This is a genomic window from Rhodopseudomonas sp. BR0C11, from assembly GCF_010820945.1.
GTDB classification, from domain to species: Bacteria; Pseudomonadota; Alphaproteobacteria; order Rhizobiales; family Xanthobacteraceae; genus Rhodopseudomonas; species Rhodopseudomonas palustris_H.
This window is the reverse complement of record NZ_QTKI01000056.1, coordinates 1-17704: the sequence shown is the minus strand read 5'-3', so window position 1 is coordinate 17704 and position 17704 is coordinate 1. Positions and strand designations below refer to the sequence as shown.

The 17704-nt window shown below is 65.3% G+C and carries 14 protein-coding genes; 8 read left to right on the top strand and 6 right to left on the bottom strand.

Translation table 11 applies throughout. The annotated features are described in order from the left end of the window. A partial coding sequence (locus tag DYI24_RS07165) for a transglycosylase domain-containing protein (RefSeq protein WP_349627749.1) occupies positions 1-2093 on the bottom strand: 2093 nt, incomplete at its 3' end. A gap of 270 nt (positions 2094-2363) precedes the next feature. On the opposite strand from DYI24_RS07165, the gene DYI24_RS07160 reads away from it, so the two are divergent. Next, a complete protein-coding gene (locus tag DYI24_RS07160) occupies positions 2364-2876 on the top strand; it encodes a YcgN family cysteine cluster protein (RefSeq protein WP_107355025.1) in 513 nt (170 codons plus the stop codon). Positions 2877-2929: 53 nt separating this feature from the next. Beyond that, positions 2930-3673 (top strand): sulfite exporter TauE/SafE family protein, encoded by a 744-nt coding sequence (locus DYI24_RS07155; protein WP_107343837.1) that lies wholly within the window; start codon positions 2930-2932, stop codon positions 3671-3673. Between the two features lie 294 nt (positions 3674-3967). On the opposite strand, the gene DYI24_RS07150 is transcribed toward DYI24_RS07155, so the two are convergent. Further along, positions 3968-4483, bottom strand: a complete 516-nt coding sequence (locus tag DYI24_RS07150) for a MarR family winged helix-turn-helix transcriptional regulator (RefSeq protein ID WP_164571793.1) — start codon at positions 4481-4483, stop codon at positions 3968-3970. Between the two features lie 79 nt (positions 4484-4562). Between DYI24_RS07150 and DYI24_RS07145 the strand changes: the two genes are divergently transcribed. From DYI24_RS07145 to DYI24_RS07135, 3 genes are all read left to right on the top strand, one after another. After that, on the top strand, positions 4563-5801 hold the full coding sequence (locus tag DYI24_RS07145; protein ID WP_164571792.1) for a cytochrome P450: 1239 nt from the start codon (positions 4563-4565) through the stop codon (positions 5799-5801). A gap of 9 nt (positions 5802-5810) precedes the next feature. Then, a complete protein-coding gene (locus DYI24_RS07140; RefSeq protein WP_164571791.1) occupies positions 5811-6131 on the top strand; it encodes a 2Fe-2S iron-sulfur cluster-binding protein in 321 nt (106 codons plus the stop codon). 75 nt (positions 6132-6206) lie between these two features. Beyond that, entirely contained in the window at positions 6207-7421 is a 1215-nt protein-coding gene (locus tag DYI24_RS07135; protein WP_107343838.1) for an ABC transporter substrate-binding protein, read from the top strand. A 505-nt stretch (positions 7422-7926) separates the two neighbouring features. Here the strand turns inward: DYI24_RS07135 and DYI24_RS07130 are convergent. Genes DYI24_RS07130 through DYI24_RS07120 form a run of 3 tightly spaced genes read right to left on the bottom strand, consistent with a single transcriptional unit; the run spans position 7927 to position 11605 of the window. Then, on the bottom strand, positions 7927-8133 hold the full coding sequence (locus tag DYI24_RS07130; RefSeq protein WP_164571790.1) for a hypothetical protein: 207 nt from the start codon (positions 8131-8133) through the stop codon (positions 7927-7929). Continuing rightward, positions 8130-9293, bottom strand: a complete 1164-nt coding sequence (locus tag DYI24_RS07125) for a PepSY-associated TM helix domain-containing protein (RefSeq protein ID WP_164571789.1) — start codon at positions 9291-9293, stop codon at positions 8130-8132. The genes DYI24_RS07130 and DYI24_RS07125 overlap by 4 nt, the downstream gene beginning before the upstream one ends. Next, entirely contained in the window at positions 9290-11605 is a 2316-nt protein-coding gene (locus DYI24_RS07120; RefSeq protein ID WP_164571788.1) for a TonB-dependent siderophore receptor, read from the bottom strand. The genes DYI24_RS07125 and DYI24_RS07120 overlap by 4 nt, the downstream gene beginning before the upstream one ends. A 373-nt stretch (positions 11606-11978) precedes the next feature. Here DYI24_RS07120 and DYI24_RS07115 point away from each other — a divergent pair, with 373 nt between their 5' ends. After that, on the top strand, positions 11979-13301 hold the full coding sequence (locus tag DYI24_RS07115) for a caspase family protein (RefSeq protein ID WP_164571787.1): 1323 nt from the start codon (positions 11979-11981) through the stop codon (positions 13299-13301). A gap of 12 nt (positions 13302-13313) precedes the next feature. Here DYI24_RS07115 and DYI24_RS07110 read toward each other — a convergent pair whose 3' ends face one another. Continuing rightward, positions 13314-13823 carry a hypothetical protein gene (locus DYI24_RS07110; RefSeq protein WP_164571786.1) on the bottom strand — a complete coding sequence of 170 codons (510 nt, stop codon included), beginning with the start codon at positions 13821-13823 and terminating at the stop codon, positions 13314-13316. Positions 13824-14274: 451 nt separating this feature from the next. Here DYI24_RS07110 and DYI24_RS07105 point away from each other — a divergent pair, with 451 nt between their 5' ends. Both DYI24_RS07105 and DYI24_RS07100 read left to right on the top strand, forming a co-directional pair. Continuing rightward, complete coding sequence (locus DYI24_RS07105) at positions 14275-15414, top strand: patatin-like phospholipase family protein (RefSeq protein ID WP_164571785.1); 1140 nt, start codon at positions 14275-14277, stop codon at positions 15412-15414. Between the two features lie 69 nt (positions 15415-15483). Continuing rightward, positions 15484-17523 (top strand): S8 family peptidase, encoded by a 2040-nt coding sequence (locus DYI24_RS07100; protein ID WP_164571784.1) that lies wholly within the window; start codon positions 15484-15486, stop codon positions 17521-17523. Positions 17524-17704: the final 181 nt, after the last annotated feature.

Genomic DNA, 17704 nt, shown 5'->3' with positions numbered 1-17704 from the left:
GTCAGCACCGGTGGCGGGGCCGCTTTCACTTCGGCGCTCTCAGCGCCCGCAGCACGTTCGCCCGGCGTCGCCGGCAGCTTCTCGCCCATGCCGACGCCGGCCAGCTCCTTGACCTCGACGCCCTGATGCGCCGCCACCATGATGTCGTGCCAGGTCTGCGCCGGCAGTGAGCCGCCGGTCATCCGGTTGGTCGGGGAGTAGTCGTCGTTGCCGTACCACACCGCGCAAGCGAAGTTGCCGGTGTAGCCGACGAACCAGGCGTCACGATAGGCGTTGGTGGTGCCGGTCTTGCCGGCGGCCGGAATGCCGTCGAGCCGCGCGCGCCGTGCGGTGCCCTCGGTGACGACATGGCTCATCATCCCAGCCATATCGGCGGCGATGTTGGCCGGGATCGCGCGCCGCGGCTGCGGGCCATCGCGGTCCCAGCGCCACACCAGGTCGCCGGCACCGGTGCGGATCTCCAGCACCGCGTGCGGCTTCACCGCCATGCCCTTGTTCGGGAAGGTCACGTAGGCGACCGCGTGCTCGACCACGGTGACCTCGGTCGAACCGATCGGCAGCGAGGGGGTGTCGAGCAGCGGCGCCGTGAGGCCGAACCGGCGCGCCACCTCGACGATCTTGGCGCGGCCCTTCTTGGCCGAGTCCCACTGATTCTTGGGATTGCCGCCGATCGCGATCGACAGCTTCACCGGCACCACGTTGATCGAGCGGGTGATCGCCTGAGTCAGCGTCACCGAGCCGGAATAGGAGTGGCCGTAGTTCTGCGGGCACCAGTTGCCCAGGCAGACCGGGCCATCGACCACGATCGAGGTCGGCTTGAAGCCGTTCAGCAGCGCCGTGGTGTAGACGTAAGGCTTGAACGACGAACCCGGCTGGCGATAGGCGTCGACCGCACGATTGAATTGGCTGGAGCCATAGTCGCGGCCGCCGACCATCGCGCGCACGCCGCCGTCGAGATCCGACACCACGGTGGCGGCCTGGGTCGCGTGATAATCGCGGCCGAACTGCCGGAGCTGGTTCTCGATCGCGCTCTCGGCAGCACGCTGCACGTTCATGTCGATCGCGGTGCGGACCACGAACACGCGCTCGGTGTACGACTTCGGGAAGGTGTCGACGATCTTGCGGACTTCGTCGAACGCCCAATCGAGATAGTAGTTCGGCGAATTCTCGTCGCGGCGGTCGACCACCGAGGCCGGATTACGACGAGCGCCGAACACCTGGCCCTCGGTCATGAAACCGGCGTCGACCAGATTATCGAGCACCTGGTTGGCACGGGCTCGGGCGGCGGGGAGGTTGATGTGCGGGGCGTATTTGGTGGGTGCCTTGAACAGGCCGGCGAGCATCGCCGCCTCGGCGAGGTTCACGTCGCGCACCGACTTGTTGAAGTAGAAGTGGGCCGCGCCGTCGGCGCCGAAGGTGCCGCCGCCCATATAGGCGCGGTCGAGATACAGCTTCAGGATCTCGTTCTTGGTCAGCCGGGTTTCCAGCCAGATCGCCAGGAACGCTTCGTTGATCTTGCGTTCGAGCGTGCGCTCGTTGGACAGGAACAGGTTCTTGGCGAGCTGCTGGCTGATCGACGAACCGCCCTGGCGCACGCCGCCGGCCTGGGCGTTGGTGACCAGCGCGCGCAGCGTACCGGCAACGTCGATGCCGAAATGATCGTAGAACCGGCGGTCCTCGGTGGCGAGGGTGGCCTTGATCAGGTTGTCCGGGAAGTCCTCGAGCGGGATCGCGTCGTTGTGCTTGATGCCGCGGCTGCCGATCGGATTACCGTAGCGATCGAGGAAGGTGACGGCGAGGTCGGACTTCTTCAGCCAGTCCTCGTCCGAGGTCTCGCGGAATGCCGGCTGCGCCAGCGCCAGCAGCGCGACGAGGCCGAGCAGTCCGATCGAGGCGGCCTCCGACAGCGGCTCGATGAACACCCAGCGCTTCCAGCCGCCGACATAGAAGCGGTCCATATAGGTCGAGAACCGCTCCCACAGCTCTCTGATACCGACCGCCGATGAGAACAGCGTCGAGTCGAGCCGGGCGTCGAGGTCCAGAAACCAATTCCGGATCCGCTGCTTCCAATTGTCTGGCAGAATCTTCGGCACCGGGTTCGACCAATCACATCAGCACGCCGCACAGGCGCTGTTCGTCTTGCGCAATGTTGCGGCGATCGCAAGGCGAGGGCGGGCGAGCTTTGGGAATCTGATTCCTTCTACCCGAGCATGCCCGATAAACCAATGGTCGTGCAGGATTTTTCGGTGTAGCCGAAACCACCGCGGGTGTTCCGGACCCAGCCATGCCGGCTAAGCGCTTGCGCCGCCGGGCAAACTCCCCCTAGAACGGCGGCCTCACCACCGCAAAGCAGCATCCAAGGCATGACCGCGCGCCCCAAGAAGCCGTCCGCCCAAGACGGTTTCTTCTGGAAGACCAAGACGTTGGAACAGCTCTCCCCGACCGAATGGGAGAGCCTGTGCGACGGCTGCGCGCGCTGCTGCCTGGAAAAGCTCGAGGACGAAGACACCGGGCGGATCTATTTCACCGAGGTCGGCTGCCGGCTGCTCGATGCGGGCGCCTGCGCCTGCCGGGACTATCCGAACCGGTCGGACCGGGTGCCGGACTGCGTGCGGCTCACCCCGAAAGAGGTTCGCGAACTGACCTGGCTGCCGCCGAGCTGCGCCTACAAGCTCGTCGCCGAGGGGCGCGACCTGTACTGGTGGCACCCGCTGATCTCCGGCGATCCGAATACCGTCCACGAGGCCGGCGTCTCGGTGCGGGGGCGGGTCGAGCGGACCGAGACCGAGGTCCCGGTCGAGGAGCTCGAAGATCACATCGTGTCGTGGCCGGCGCTGCTGCCCAAGCGCGCCAAGCTCAAGCAACGGCCGAGGTAGCCCCCTTATCTTGCTGCCGGCGGCGCCCGCCGTCGCTCTATTGAAGGACTTGCATGACCGCGCTGATCATCATCGCCGTCGCCGGCCTGTGGGCCGGCGTTCAGAACACGCTCGCGGGCGGCGGGTCGTTCGTGACGTTGCCGGCGCTGCTGTTCGCCGGGATGACGCCGCTGTCGGCGAACATCACCTCCACGGTGGCGCTGTTTCCCGGCCAGCTCGCTTCGGGCTACGCCGGCCGCGGCATGGTCCGCGGCGTCGGCGAGGTCAGCTTCCGGGCGCTGGTGTTCACCAGCCTCGCCGGTGGCGCGGCCGGTGCGCTGCTGCTGCTGATCACGCCGCCGACGGTGTTCGCCAAGATGATCCCGTGGCTGGTGCTGTTCGCCACCGCGATGTTCGCGTGGGGCAGCTTCGGCCGCAAACCGAGCGCGCAGGCGCGGCACGTCGGCGCCCCGGTGCTGATCGGCATTCAGTTTCTAATTTCGATCTATGGCGGTTACTTCGGCGGCGGCATCGGCTTTCTGATGATGGCTGCGCTGTCGATCGCCGGCATGACCGCGCGCAACGCCGGCGCCACCAAGAACGCGCTCGCGGCGGCGATGAACGCCTCGGCGGTGGCGATGTTCGCGTTCTCGCCCGAGGTGAAATGGCTGGAGGCGCTGGTACTCGCAGTGTCGTCGACCGTCGGTTACTTGCTCGGCGTCTGGGTGCTGCGCCGGGTCAACGAAACCTGGCTGCGGATCGGCGTCGTCGCCCTCGGCATCGCGCTGACGATCGGGCTGTTCTGGCGCCAGGCGTAGCGGATGAATGCCGGTTCGGCTGATCCCGAACCGACAACTAAACTTCATTTCTGACTCATCGGTGATGCACGGAGCTTGTTCGCGCTTGCGAACGAGCCCGTCGCGCTTGCCGAAACACGTGCCAACTTATTCGTTGCCAAGGCAACTGATCTGTGAGAATTGTTCTGAACAAGAGCGACCCAGTCGCCGGTTCGGGGAGGAGCCATGCTCGGCAGCACAGCGGCCGGCTGTCGCGGAGACGTGTCCGCGATCATGCGCAAGCAGGATGCACGGCGTGTAGCGCCGCGCGGCGGTTCAGGGGGGGGCGCCGGTGACCGCGCCGAGATTGTTGTGCAGCCGGCGCAACAGATCGATCAGCACTTCCTGCTCGTCCGCACTCAGGCACGACATCAGCTTCCGTTCGCGCTCCAGCGCGGCGACGATCACCTTGTCATGGGTGGCGCGACCCTTGCCGGTGAGCGAGATCGAATGCGTACGGGCGTCGTTCGGATCGACGCGGATGGTGATCAGCCCGCGCGACTGCATGTCGGACAGCGTGCGGCTGACCGGTCCCTTGTTGAACCCGATCACCTGACAGATCCGCGCTGCCGAAATGCCCGGCTCGATCGCCAGCAGCGACATGATCCGCCATTCCGTGACGTTGACGCCGAAATTGCCCTGATAGAACGCCGTGGCGCTGTTCGACAGCTTGTTGGCGATGAAGGTGATGAAGGCCGGAACGTAACGCTCCAGATCGAGCGTGAGACCTTCGGGGCTCGGCGCGGCCGCGGCAGATCGCCGGGATTTTGGCGGACGGGATGCACCAGTCATGGGGATGTCGGCTGCGAATGCATGCGCCGACATAAGGACATGCCACGATATTTCACAAGTGGCGATTGAGGAGGACAACATGACCACGGCTCCCTCACCGGTGCCGGTTACCACGCCGTCCCAGCACGGCGCAGGTGTTCCGCATCTGGGTATCGATCCGTTCGCGCTGGACTACTTCGCCGATCCCTATCCGGAGCAGGAGACGCTGCGCGAGGCGGGCCCGGTGGTGTATCTCGACAAGTGGAACGTCTATGGCGTCGCCCGCTACGCCGAAGTTTATGCGGTGCTCAACGATCCGCTTACCTTCTGCTCCAGCCGCGGCGTAGGCCTGAGCGATTTCAAGAAGGAGAAGCCGTGGCGACCGCCGAGTCTGATCCTCGAGGCCGACCCGCCGGCGCATACCCGCACCCGCGCGGTGCTCAGCAAGGTGCTGTCGCCGGCGACGATGAAGCGGCTGCGTGACGGCTTCGCGGCGGCGGCGGACGCCAAGATCGATGAACTGCTGGCCCGCGGCGGCAATATCGATGCGATCGCCGACCTCGCCGAAGCCTATCCGCTGTCGGTGTTTCCCGATGCGATGGGCCTGAAGCAGGAAGGGCGCGAGAATCTGCTGCCCTATGCGGGGCTCGTGTTCAACGCGTTTGGGCCGCCGAACGAACTGCGGCAGAGCGCGATCGAACGCTCGGCGCCGCATCAGGCCTATGTGGCCGAGCAGTGCCAGCGGCCGAACCTTGCACCTGGCGGTTTCGGCGCCTGTATCCACGCCTTCAGCGACACCGGCGAGATCACGCCCGAGGAGGCCCCGCTGTTGGTGCGGTCGCTGCTCTCGGCGGGTCTCGACACGACCGTCAACGGCATTGCGGCGGCGGTGTACTGCCTGGCGCGTTTTCCGGACGAGTTCGCGCGGCTGCGCGCCGATGCGTCGCTGGCCCGCAACGCCTTCGAGGAAGCGGTGCGGTTCGAGAGCCCGGTGCAGACCTTCTTCCGCACCACCACGCGCGAGGTCGAACTCGCCGGAACCACGATCGGGGAGGGCGAGAAGGTGCTGATGTTCCTCGGCTCCGCCAACCGCGATCCGCGGCGCTGGGACGATCCGGACCGCTACGACATCACCCGCAAAACCTCGGGTCATGTCGGCTTCGGTTCGGGCGTGCACATGTGCGTTGGTCAGCTCGTTGCCCGGCTGGAGGGCGAGGTGGTGCTCGCCGCGCTGGCTCGGAAGGTGGCGGCGATCGAGATCGCCGGGCCTTTGAAGCGCCGCTTCAACAACACGCTGCGCGGGCTGGAAAGCCTGCCGATCCAACTGACGCCTGCCTGAGGTCCCATGATGCCAAGTATCACGTTCATTCTTCCCGATGGCGAACGCCGTACCACCGAGGCCGCGGTCGGCGACACCGCGATGTATGCCGCACTGAGCCTGGGGCTCGACGGCATCGTTGCCGAATGCGGCGGCAACGCCGTGTGCGCGACCTGCCACGTCTATGTCGACGAGGGGCTGAGCAAGCTGCCGCCGGTCGACGGCAACGAGGACGATCTGCTCGACGGCACGGCCGCCGAGCGGCTGCCGAACAGCCGGCTGTCGTGCCAGATCAAGCTGTCGTCCGATCTCGACGGCCTGATCTTGCGGATTCCGGATCGTCAGGTCTGAGCAGCGCTACCGTAGGGGGCAACGATCCGCTGCGGCCCACTCAACAAACAATCAAAACACCGAGGGAGAAACCAAATGACACCAACCAAGGGCCTGCTCGGCCTTGCGGCCGCGTGCCTGTTGTGCGGCACTGCCAACGCCGAGATTTCCGGCAATGTCGTGCGCGTCGGCGTCCTCAACGACATTTCCGGCATTTTCCAAGATACCAACGGCATGGGCTCGGTCGAAGCGGCGCGGATGGCGGCCGAAGACTTCGCCGGCGGCGGCAAGAACCTCAAGGTCGAGATCGTCTATGCCGATCACCAGAACAAGGCCGACGTCGGCAACGCCATCGCCCGCCGCTGGCTCGACAACGAGGGCGTCGACGCGATCGTCGACGTGCCGAATTCGGCGGTTGGGCTGTCGATCAACACGCTGCTGCGCGGCACCAAGATGACGTTCCTGGCGTCGTCGACGGCGAGCTCCGATCTCACCGGCAAGGCCTGCTCGCCCAACACCATCCAGTGGGTCAACGACACCTGGGCGACCGGCAACACCACCGCCGCGGCGATGATGCAGCGGGGCGGCAAGGACTGGTACTTCATCACGGTGGACTATGCGCTCGGCAAGGGCATTGAAGCCGAAGCCGCCAAGTACATCGAGGCACATGGCGGCAAGGTGCTCGGCTCCGCCAAGCATCCGCTCGGCACGTCGGACTTCGCCTCGTTCCTGCTGCAGGCGCAATCTTCGAAGGCGGGCGTGATCGGCCTCGCCAATGCCGGCGGCGACACCATCAACAGCGTCAAGCAGGCGGCCGAATTCGGCATTCAGCAGAGCGGGCAGAAGCTGGTCGCGTTCCTCTTGTTCATCAACGATATCCACGGCATGGGCCTGAAGGTGGCGCAGGGCCTGCAGCTGATGGAAGCGTTCTACTGGGACATGAACGACGACACGCGCGCCTTCGCCAAGCGGTTCGCGCAGCGGCCCGGCATGAACGGCAAGATGCCGAGCGGCAACCAGGCCGGCGTCTACGCCTCGACGCTGGCCTATCTCAACGCCGTCGCGGCTACCGGAAGCGATGACGCCAAGGACGTCGTGCCGCAGATGAAAAAGTTCAGCGGCAAGGACAAGCTGTTCGGAGACGTCACCATCCGGCAGGACGGACGCGTCGTGCACCCGATGTATCTGTTCGAGGTGAAGAAGCCGGAGGAGTCGAAATATCCTTACGACTACTATCGCCTGGTTTCGACCATCGCCGCCGACAAGGCGTTCCGCCCGATCGCGGAAGGCGGGTGTGAGCTGGTGAAGTAGTTAGAAGCCGTTGTCTCTCTACGCCGTCATGGCCGGGTTCGTCCCGGCCATCCACGTCTCGCCACGACGCTATGCCGAAGTTCGTGGATGCCCGGCACAAGGCCGGGCATGACGCGGGAAATTTGAGTCGAGCCTAACCCAACCCTAAGCCGTCATCCCCGCGAAAGCGGGGATCCAGTATTCCAGAGCGATTGTCTTGCTCGCCGAGCTAGAGCGGTTCATCGTCTGATTGAACGATCCGACCTTTCCGAAGGCACTGAGTCCTCATCCTGAGGAGCCAGGCGAAGCCGGGCGTCTCGAAGGATGGGGCAACGCATTCCCTGCGTCACATGGTTCGAGACGGCGCTACGCGCCTCCTCACCATGAGGTTGTGCATGTGGCAGGCGGCGTGGATCAGCACTGATTTTATGAAAAACAGAACTGCTCTAAACAGGCGGCGCTCTGCGATACTGGGTCGCCCGGACGAGCCGGGCGATGACGCTTGGGGCCGGGATGAGTTGAGGCTCTAACGAGGCTCGGCCCGTTTCGGGCCGATCTGCCAATACACGACTGCCACCGCAACGGGCAGTGCGAGCGCGATCCAGGAGATCCAGTCCCACAGCCCGTCGCCGAGCAACGCTGTCGTCAGCCCGAGGGCGGTGATGACGCCGATCGCGAGCGGCGCGGCGAAGATTTGGGCGGTGGTGTGCGAGGCTCTGCGGGGCTTGCTCATGCCGGCCTCGCATCGGTCGATTGGACTTCCGCCGGCTGCGCCGCGGTGCGGCTGCGGACGCTGCCGCCGAAGCGCTGCTTAGCGACCCAGAGATAAAGTCCGGTGATCAGCACGACGATGCAGACGAGGTCGAGCAGACCCCAGACGATCTTCAGTGGTAGGCCACCATAGTCGCCGAAATGCAGCGGCCGCGACATCTGCAGCAGCGTCAAATACCAAGGCATCTGCGGCACCAGCACGGGCACGGTTTGATCGACATCGACCAGCGTCGGGGTGGCGATCAGCGCCGTCAGCGCGGAGTTGCCCTTCATCCAGACCACGAGATGGCGGGGGCTCCCAAAATTCTCCGCGGTCGGCATCGTGATCGAGGACAGACGTCCCTCCGGCATGGCGGCGCGGACCCGCGCGATCGCCTGATCCAGCGAGGATGGTTGGGCGACCGGCGCACCGCGATACGGTGCCAACAGAGGCGGCAGTACCTGGCCGCGCCAGTAGTCGTACATCGGCATCGCCAGCGTGTTGATCACGCCGGTGCCGCCGACGACGAACAGCCAGACCGTGGTGACGATGCCGAACAGGTTATGCAGGTCGAGCCATTTCAGCCGCCGCGAGCGCTGACGGACGGTACCGAATTCGAGCCGGCGCATGAACGGCGCATAGACCACGACGCCGGAGACGATCGACACCACCAGCAGCAGGCCCATCGCGCCAAGGAACAGTTCGCCGGGCAGGTCCAGCAGCATGTTCTTGTGCAGCAGCAGGATGATGTCCATCACGCCGCGCTGCGGCCGCTCTTCTCCGAGCACCGCCTTGGTGCGGCCGTCCATCACCAGGCGATAGAACTGGCCGCGCACCGGTTTCGGCGTCGGCGACATCGTGACCACGACCGTATCCGGCTGCTCGTCGCGCCAAGTGACGAACAGCACGTGATCGCCTGGGCGGGCCTGTTGTGCGGCGTGGAAGACGTCGTCGACCGGCGCCGCCGGCGTGCCGCCCGGGAGCTGCGGCGCCACGAACTGCTGCTCGGTCAGTTCCTCTATCTCCTCATGGAAGATCAGCGGCAGGCCGGTGAGGCACAGCATCAGCATGAACAGCATGCTGATCAGCGAGGTCCAGGTGTGGACCTTGCTCCAGATCCTGAGTGCGCGTGTCCCGGTCACCAGCGATAGCTCGCGGTTGCGGTGATGACCCGCGGGGTGATGTACTGACAGCCGCCGGTCACTGTGCACTGCGCGTGGTCGTTATTGGCGATGTTCTTGACGTTGAGCGCCAGATTGATGCCCTTCGGCTGGCGATAATGCAGCCCGGCGTCGAACACCGTATAGGCGTCGTTAGTCAGCGTGTTGAGGATGTCCATGTAGGATTCACCAACGTAGCGGACGCCGGCTCCGAAGCCCCAGCCAGCGAGCGGTCCGCTCTGCAGCGTGTAATCGACGAAGCCCGACGCCATGTTGCGCGGGATCTGCACCGGCACCTTGCCGATATCGCCGTTGTTGCTCTGGGTGTTCTTGACGTTCTGCAGCGTGTAAGTCGCCAGGACATTCAGCCCCGGCATCGGTTTGGCGAGCAATTCGAGCTCGAGGCCGCGCGAGTTCACCTGGCCGGTTTGGATGCTGTAGTTGAGATGCAGTGGGTCGGCCGTCAGCACGTTGTCCTGGGTCAGGTCGAAGACGGCCGCCGTGAACAAGATATCTCGGTTCGGCTGGAACTTGATGCCGCCTTCGTACTGCTTGCCCTTGGTTGGCTTGAAGGCATTCGAGCTGAAATCGATGCCGGCCGTGGGCAGGAACGATTCAGAATAGCTGACATAGGGGGCAACGCCGCTGTCGAAGACGTAGGTCAGGCCGGCGCGCTTGGTGAAGGCGGTGTCGTCGTTCGGCTGCGGCACGCCGTTCAGGCGGTTGAGGGTGGTCTGCTGGGCGGCATCGTAGCGGCCGCCGAGCGTCAGGATCCAGTTCTGCAGCTTGATCTGGTCTTGCAGATAGATGCCGGCTTGGTTCAGGTTCTGCTTGTAGCTCTGCAGCAGCGTCGTCGGGATCACGATCTGCTGGCCGTAAACCGGGTTGATCCGGCTGAGCGATGGCGCGGTGCCGCCGAACTGATCGCCGCCGAGTTGGAACGCCTGATAATCGGTGCCGATCAGCACGGTGTGCTGCAGCGGACCGGTCCAGGTCTTGGCGATGACGTGGTTGTCGATGTTGAAGCTGTCGGTGGTCTCCAGCACCTTGCGTGAGACCCGCGGAAATACGGTCTGGGTGTCGAGCGGCGTGCCGGCAAAGGTGATGTAGCGGTACTCCAGGTCGACATGGCCGTAACGGGCACGCGAGCGCACGATCAGATCGTCGCTGAAGCGGTGCTCGAACTGATAGCCGATCCGATATTGGGTCTGGTCGAAGGTGTTGTACGACGGATCGCCAAGAAACAGCGGCAGCGCCTTGACGTCGACAATCTTGCCGCCTCGCACGACACCGACCGAGACCGGAAACGCGTTGCCGAACACATCGTGCTGGAAGTCGCTGAGGATCGTCAGCGAGGTGTCGTTGGTGGGACGCCAGGTCACGGCCGGTGCGATATAGGCCCGGTCGTCCTTCACCTTGTCGGAGAATTTGGCGGTCTGCGCGTCGGAATCCCGCAGCACGCCGGTGAGGCGATAGAGCAGGGTCTTATCCTTGTCGATCGGGCCGCCGACATCGAATGCGCCCTGCACCCGGTCGGCGGTGCCGACGAGGCCGACCACTTCGCCGAACGCCTGATCGGTCGGGCGCTTGCTGATCAGATCGATCAGGCCGCCGGGCGGGCTCTGGCCGTACATCACCGAGCTTGGTCCCTTGACGACGTCGACGCGCTGGACGCCGTAGGGCTCATTGCGGAACACCGAGAAATAGGCCGAGCCGTTGGCGGTGTCGCGCAATCCATCGCGGAAATTGGAGAAACCGTTGGTCTCGAAGCCGCGGATGCGGGCCTGATCGTAGCGCGGATCGGCGCCGCCGGTCTGCACCGCGACCCCGGCGGTGTATTGCAGCGCCTGCGCGACGGTGTCGACGCCGCGCGCATCGAGATTGTCTCGACTGATGACCGAGATCGACTGCGGCGTTTCGATCAGCTTGGTGTCGGTCTTGGTGCCGCTGGCACTGACGCTGGGGACGAAGCCCGGCACGGGGTCTGTGCCGCGTTCGAACACTGCGCGCTGCGTGGGCTGCACCGGTTGTGGTGCTTGCGCGGCGCGCTGGGCCGAGCGGCGCGACGGGCCCGCGGCGGCGCGATTCCGGTCGCGCGCAGGCTGTGCCTGGCGCCGGCTCGCCTCCGGGGCGGCGACTTCGACGGCGGGCAGCTGGGTCGCCTGCGGTTTGGCATCCTGCGCGGCGGCTTGCGCCGAGGGCCACACCACCGGTGAGATCAGCGCGCTCGTCAGCAACAGCGCGTTGACCACAGAACTGCGACCGGCATTCACGCCGGCAAAACCCAATTTCATCGCTTGCCCCCAAATCGAGGTGGCGAAGTAATCGGATACGGCAACGTGTATCAACGCTGCTGCGAAGCTTTTGCGCGAAGCCAGTTTGGAATCTATCAAACGGTATCAGGCGCTCGCGTGCGAACGATCCTGATGGGCGAGTATCGCATTGATTCAGTTGAACTGTGCGCGGCGTGACAGAGATGCACGTTACCGCACCATTACTTTTGAATCGCTCAAATCACACGAGGTGATTGGGGATGACTCGGCGATCGGGCCGCGCGTGACAGGTCGCCGCGATGACTTGCCGGACATTTGACGGCGCAAACCCGGTTTTGCCGGGTCGCGGAATCCGGATAGTCTGTGGCCCGACCCGAGCGTAGGCGGATCTGGCATGGGGCGGATTGCGACCGGAATTGCGCTGATGCTGGTGGCGGCGGTTTGGCAATCGCCGGCGCTGGCCGACAAGCGGGTCGCCTTGGTGATCGGCAATTCCGGCTACCAGAACGTGTCGCGGCTCGACAATCCGAAGAACGATGCGGCGCTGATGGCCGAAACGCTGGGGGCGATCGGCTTCACGCTGGTCGGCGGCCGCGCCCAGCTCGATCTCGACAAGCAGGCGCTCGACGGCGCCGTGCAGGCGTTCGGCCGCCAGAGCGAAGGCGCCGACGTTGCGCTGTTCTTTTATGCCGGCCACGGGGTGCAGGTCAGCGGCGCCAATTATCTGGTGCCGGTCAACGCCAATCCGGTGCGCGAGGCCGACGTCGACTTCCAGATGGTCGATCTCAACGTCGTGCTGCGGCAGATGCAGGGGGGGGGGACGCGGCTGAAGATCGTGATCCTCGATGCCTGCCGCAACAACCCGTTCGGCACGCGCGGACTGCGGGCCGCGGAGGGCGGTCTGGCGCAGATGCGCGCGCCGGATGGGACGCTGATCTCCTACGCGACCCAGCCGGGCAGCGTCGCCCTGGACGGTGCCGACGGCCACAGTCCCTATACCAGGGCGCTGTCGAGCACGGTGCGGCGAGCCGGGCTCGACATTTTCCAGACGTTTAATCAGGTGGGTTTGGCGGTGATGCGGGCGACCGCGGGGGCCCAGCAGCCGTGGGTGTCGTCGTCGCCGATCGACGGCACGTTCTACTTCGTCGCGCCGCAGCCAGTGGCGCCGGCCGCGAGCCAGGAGGCGCGGCGGAGCGGGCCGCGCTCGGATCGCGATCGTATGCCGCTCACCGCGGCCGGCGAGCTGCGCGAACTACGTGAGCGGCTGTATGAGCTGAATTTCGACCCCGACCAGCCCGATCCGAACAACGGGCTGCGCCGCGCAATTGGCCAGTATCAGCAGAAGGCGGCGCTGCCGCAGACCGGGGAGGCGACCGAGGGGCTGCTCGACCGGTTGCGCGAGACGGTCGATCTGCAGCCGTGGGGGTCGATCGTGTACGACCCGGATAAAGAGAAGTGGGGGATCTCCTGGAATCATCGCAGCCGCAAGGCGGCGGTGACCGACGCGCGCGGCAATTGCGGCACCGCCAAGTGCGCGGTCGAACTCAGCTTCTACGGATCGCGCTGCGGCGCGTTCGCGGTGTCTCGCGACTCCTGGGCGTTGCTCGACCGCGAGAGCCTTCAACTTGCCAAGGATGCCGCGCTGAACTCGTGCGCGAAATCCGGCAAAGGATGTCGCATCGTCGGCTCAGTGTGCGCCGATGGCACCGGCCGCTGACGCTGCAGGACGTTATTGCTTGGATGCCGTCCAGGTCCCGGCGCATCCGTCGGAGCGCCGGAAGGTGCCGGAGCCGTGACGGCCGGAGAACCTGCCTGACGACGTCCAGCTCACCCCGCCGGCCGCGCCAGCGCCGCTGGTCTGGCCGCTCGCAGAAACCCGGCCCGACGTATATTGCCCGACGAGCCGGCCGCTGCTGATCAGCACCGCTTCGGATGCTGCCCCGCACGGCCGGCCGACGCTGGCGACCAGCCAGGCTCCGTCGAAATTATCGCCGCTGCTGCCAGTGCTGCGTCTTGCGCTGCGCCGTTCGCGCGGCTCGGACCGGCTGGCGCGTGCCGGGCGGGACGGCTCGGCTTCGCGCACCGCTTTGCGGGAGCCGGTCACCGCCTTGTCGGTGTTGCCGATGCTGCCACCGGCGCTGCTAGATTTCGCCGCGGCGAGCTGCGGCAGCGCAGCGGCGGGCAGCGTGACCGCGAGCAGCGCAACACGGACGATTGATCTGCTGATCTTGATGGTCATGCGAGGCTTTTTCCGAAGCGCAGCGTCAGTGATGAGCGGTCGGCAGTTGGCATCGATCAACGCACCCACACGCCGACGAAGCGATGCGTGCTAGCTCATCGAGCCCGACGTGCATCAGCTTTGCCGGTGCCGCGGTAGCCGTCAAGAGCACGTTGCGCACCTGCTGTCCCTTCACCGGATATGCTCACTGATATCGGCGGCGACCCGGTGTCAGCGTCTGGTAATTGTGTGACGTAAATGACGTTACTCATTGTGCGCCGCTCCATCGGTCGCGTCGCGATGGAGCGCGAAGCGTGATTACTTTACAGCAAGAGTGAGCGGTGCTAGCCTTCAACTGTAAGTCGTATTTTCCTGCTTGATGAATAGTTATGTCACGCGCGCGAACGTGAAAGCGCCGCGTGATGACGTGAGCTGATTGAGGTCGTCCAGCCGATTTGAGAGGGCCGTGGGCATGACCGATTCACCTGTAGGACGTGTGCCGACCGAAACCGTGCCACCCAAGCTTGAGGATGGCATCGCGCTGTGTCTGTCCGGCGGTGGCTACCGCGCGATGGTATTTCACGTCGGGGTGTTGTGGCGGCTGCACGAGACCGGCATTCTCAAATCCATCAGCCGGGTTTCGAGCGTGTCAGGCGGCTCGATCACGGCGGGTGTGCTGGCGCTGAAATGGTCGCAGCTGAGCTTTGCACCAGGCAGCACCACGACCGAATTCGTGCGCGAGGTGGTGGCGCCGCTGCGCGCCTTTGCCAGCGAGACCATCGACGCCGGATCGATCCTGTGGGGCATCGCGCTGCCCGGCGTCTCGATCGGCGATGAGATCGCCAAGGCGTATGACAGCGGGCTGTTTCACGGCGCCACGCTGCAGGATCTGCCGGATGCACCGCGCTTCGTCATCAACGCCACCAATGTCCAGTCGGGCGTGCTGTGGCGGTTTGCCAAGCCGTTCATGCGCGATTACCGCGTCGGCGAGGTGAAGAATCCGACGGTCACGCTGGCTCAGGCCGTCACCGCATCGTCGGCATTCCCGCCGGTGCTGTCGCCGTTCCAGCTGCGGCTCGATCCGACCAAATTCACGCCGAATTCCGGCGACGATCTGCAGCGCGAGCCGTTCACCAGCCGGGTGTTTCTCACCGACGGCGGCGTGTACGACAATCTCGGGCTGGAGACGGCGTGGAAGCGCTACACCACGATCCTGGTGAGCGATGCCGGCGGTCACATCGCCGCCGAGGAGGAGCCGGCGACGGATTGGGCGCAGCACTCGTATCGGGTGCTTAATCTCGTCGACAACCAAGTCCGCGCGCTGCGCAAGCGGCAGCTGATCGACTCCTTCAAGGCGCATGTGCGCGGCGGCGCCTATTGGGGCATCCGCACCGACATCGGCGACTACCAACTGCCGGACGCGCTGCCGTGCCCGCACATCCGCACCATGCAGCTCGCCGAGATCGCCACCCGCCTGAAGCGGCTCGATGACGTCACCCAGGATCGCCTGATCAACTGGGGCTACGCGGTGTGCGACGCGGCGCTGCGCAAGCATGTCGACGACAAGCTGCCGGCGCCGAAGCAATTTCCGTATCCCCAATCGGGCGTGTGAATCCCGGAGGGTCACGCCGGCCCGGTTGGATGCAGACGCACGAGAAGGTCGCCAGCGGGAGGACAAGCAATGGCGGGGGACATTGGGGCGTCATGGCCGACGGGCGACGACGACCGTCCGATGCAGTTCTCGCTGCCGGGCGAGATCGTCGAGACGATCCTGCTCGGCCCCGCCGACGATCGCCGGGTGCTGCAGGACTCTCCGCTGCTTGGCGATGTCTGGACCGCTTATGCGCTCGATCCCGGCGCGCGCCAGGACGTGCTGATCACGCCGCACTACAAGGCGACCGCCGCCGACGTCGCCAGCATGATCCGGATCGGGCGTTCGATCTGGAATGGCAAGAACGGCGAGAAGATCAGCCCTTCGACGTTACGGCCGTTTGAATCCGCCAAGATCGCCTATTTGCAGGGGCTGGTCGCCGCGCAGCTGTTTTTCGGCGAGGTGCTGTGCATTTTGGTGCCGCTGACGCAATGGTGGCGGCAGCCGCAGGTCGCCGGCCGGATCGAGAATGTCGCCGACCGCAGAGCTGCGCTGGTCAAGCTGCTGCAGACGCCGCCCGGCGCCACCCGCAAGGCGCGGATCAGCATCGATCCGGAGAACTACTCGTCGCTGGAGCGTTACATCGTGCTCGCGGGATTGATCTTCTGGATCGGCAAGCGCGCCCGCCGCGCCGAGGATCTTCCGCTGCCGGGCAAGGATGGCGAGCCACGCCAGCCGTTGCCGCCGCTGCCTGAGCTGACGGCGGATCAAGCTTTCGCACTCTACGCGCCGTATGCCGAGGAGATCGTCGAGCAGGTGTTCGAGGTCTATCCGAAGGTGCAGGAGCATCTGGAGGAATTGCTCCGCAGCAGTGCCGACGCGGGCGATCTCGATGACGAGGCGCTTGCCGAGGGCTTCATCTTCCAGGTCTCGCTCAACCGGCGAGCCGACACGGCGCTCGACCGCTCGGTGCCGGCGGTGAAGGCGGATGCGGCCCAGTCGCTGTTCCGCGTGATGTGCGACCGGATCGTCTGGGGCGTGATCGACTCCGGCATCGACGGCAGTCACCCGGCGCTGCAGATGATCGACGCGCAGGCGACGACCGATCCCGAGCATCCCGTGTTCGTCAGCCGGGTCAAGAAGACCTTCGATTTTACGCGCATCCGCGAGATCGTCACCAGCGAGGTCGACGATGTCGAGCCCGCCGTGCTGGCCGAACTGGCAGCCGGAGCGGGGTTGGACATCGGCTCAGCGAAGGCATGCCTCGAACGGATTTCCGCGGACGCCGAAAACCGGCGGCCGATCAATTGGGCCGACGTTGAAAAGCTGATCACGCTGAAGACCCCAAAGACGCCGGCCAATCCGCACGGCACCCACGTTGCCGGCATCATCGGCGCCGATGGCGATTTCGCCGGCTCGGTTTACAGCGGCATGTGTCCGGACATCCGGCTGTACGATTTCCGGGTGATCGGCAAGACCGCCGCCGACACCGAATTTGCCGTGATCGCAGCGCTGCAATACATCCGCTACATCAACGAGCGGCACAATTACATCACCGTCCACGGCGTCAATCTCAGTCTGTCGATCCCGCACAATGTGCGCAACTACGCCTGCGGGCGAACGCCGGTGTGCAACGAATGCGAACGGCTGGTGGAGAGCGGCGTCGTCGTGGTGGCCGCCGCCGGCAACCGCGGTTACCAGAAATTCCAGACAGTCGATGGCCCATTCGAGAACTACGCCGCATTCAGCATCACCGATCCGGGTAACGGCGAGGGCGTCATCACCGTCGGCTCGACTCACGGCAACTGGCCGCAGACCTACGGCATCAGCTTCTTCTCCAGCCGTGGGCCGACCGGCGATGGCCGGCTGAAGCCGGATTTGGTCGCCCCCGGCGAGCGGGTGCACTCCACCGTGCTGGATCACGGATGGGCGCCGGAATCCGGCACCAGCATGGCGGCGCCGCATGTCAGCGGGGCGGCCGCGATGCTGCTGGCGCGCTACGAAGAGCTGATCGGCCAGCCGCGGCGGGTCAAGCAGATCCTCTGCGCCAGCGCTACCGATCTCGGCCGCGAGCGCAGTTTTCAGGGCCACGGCATGCTGGATGTGCTGCGCGCCTTCCAGTCGATCTGACGCTGCACAAACAGTGGAGCAAGACGATGTATTTCAGTCTCGACGTGCTGAGGGCAAGGCAGGGCGATTGCCTGATGCTGCATTATGGCACAGCGGAGAAGCCCCGCCTGATGCTGATCGACGGCGGCCCCGCCCCGGTCTATGCCAAGGAACGGGAGCCCCGGCTGCCGCAACCGCGCCC

Bases quoted from the DNA above. Each gene is read 5' to 3' on its own strand.
- DYI24_RS07140 (WP_164571791.1), top strand. From the start codon at position 5,811: ATGCCAAGTATCACGTTCATTCTTCCCGATGGCGAACGCCGTACCACC.
- DYI24_RS07120 (WP_164571788.1), bottom strand. From the start codon at position 11,605: ATGAAATTGGGTTTTGCCGGCGTGAATGCCGGTCGCAGTTCTGTGGTC.
- DYI24_RS07115 (WP_164571787.1), top strand. From the start codon at position 11,979: ATGGGGCGGATTGCGACCGGAATTGCGCTGATGCTGGTGGCGGCGGTT.
- DYI24_RS07150 (WP_164571793.1), bottom strand. From the start codon at position 4,483: ATGACTGGTGCATCCCGTCCGCCAAAATCCCGGCGATCTGCCGCGGCC.
- DYI24_RS07105 (WP_164571785.1), top strand. From the start codon at position 14,275: ATGACCGATTCACCTGTAGGACGTGTGCCGACCGAAACCGTGCCACCC.
- DYI24_RS07130 (WP_164571790.1), bottom strand. From the start codon at position 8,133: ATGAGCAAGCCCCGCAGAGCCTCGCACACCACCGCCCAAATCTTCGCC.
- DYI24_RS07135 (WP_107343838.1), top strand. From the start codon at position 6,207: ATGACACCAACCAAGGGCCTGCTCGGCCTTGCGGCCGCGTGCCTGTTG.
- DYI24_RS07145 (WP_164571792.1), top strand. From the start codon at position 4,563: ATGACCACGGCTCCCTCACCGGTGCCGGTTACCACGCCGTCCCAGCAC.
- DYI24_RS07160 (WP_107355025.1), top strand. From the start codon at position 2,364: ATGACCGCGCGCCCCAAGAAGCCGTCCGCCCAAGACGGTTTCTTCTGG.
- DYI24_RS07110 (WP_164571786.1), bottom strand. From the start codon at position 13,823: ATGACCATCAAGATCAGCAGATCAATCGTCCGTGTTGCGCTGCTCGCG.
- DYI24_RS07100 (WP_164571784.1), top strand. From the start codon at position 15,484: ATGGCGGGGGACATTGGGGCGTCATGGCCGACGGGCGACGACGACCGT.
- DYI24_RS07155 (WP_107343837.1), top strand. From the start codon at position 2,930: ATGACCGCGCTGATCATCATCGCCGTCGCCGGCCTGTGGGCCGGCGTT.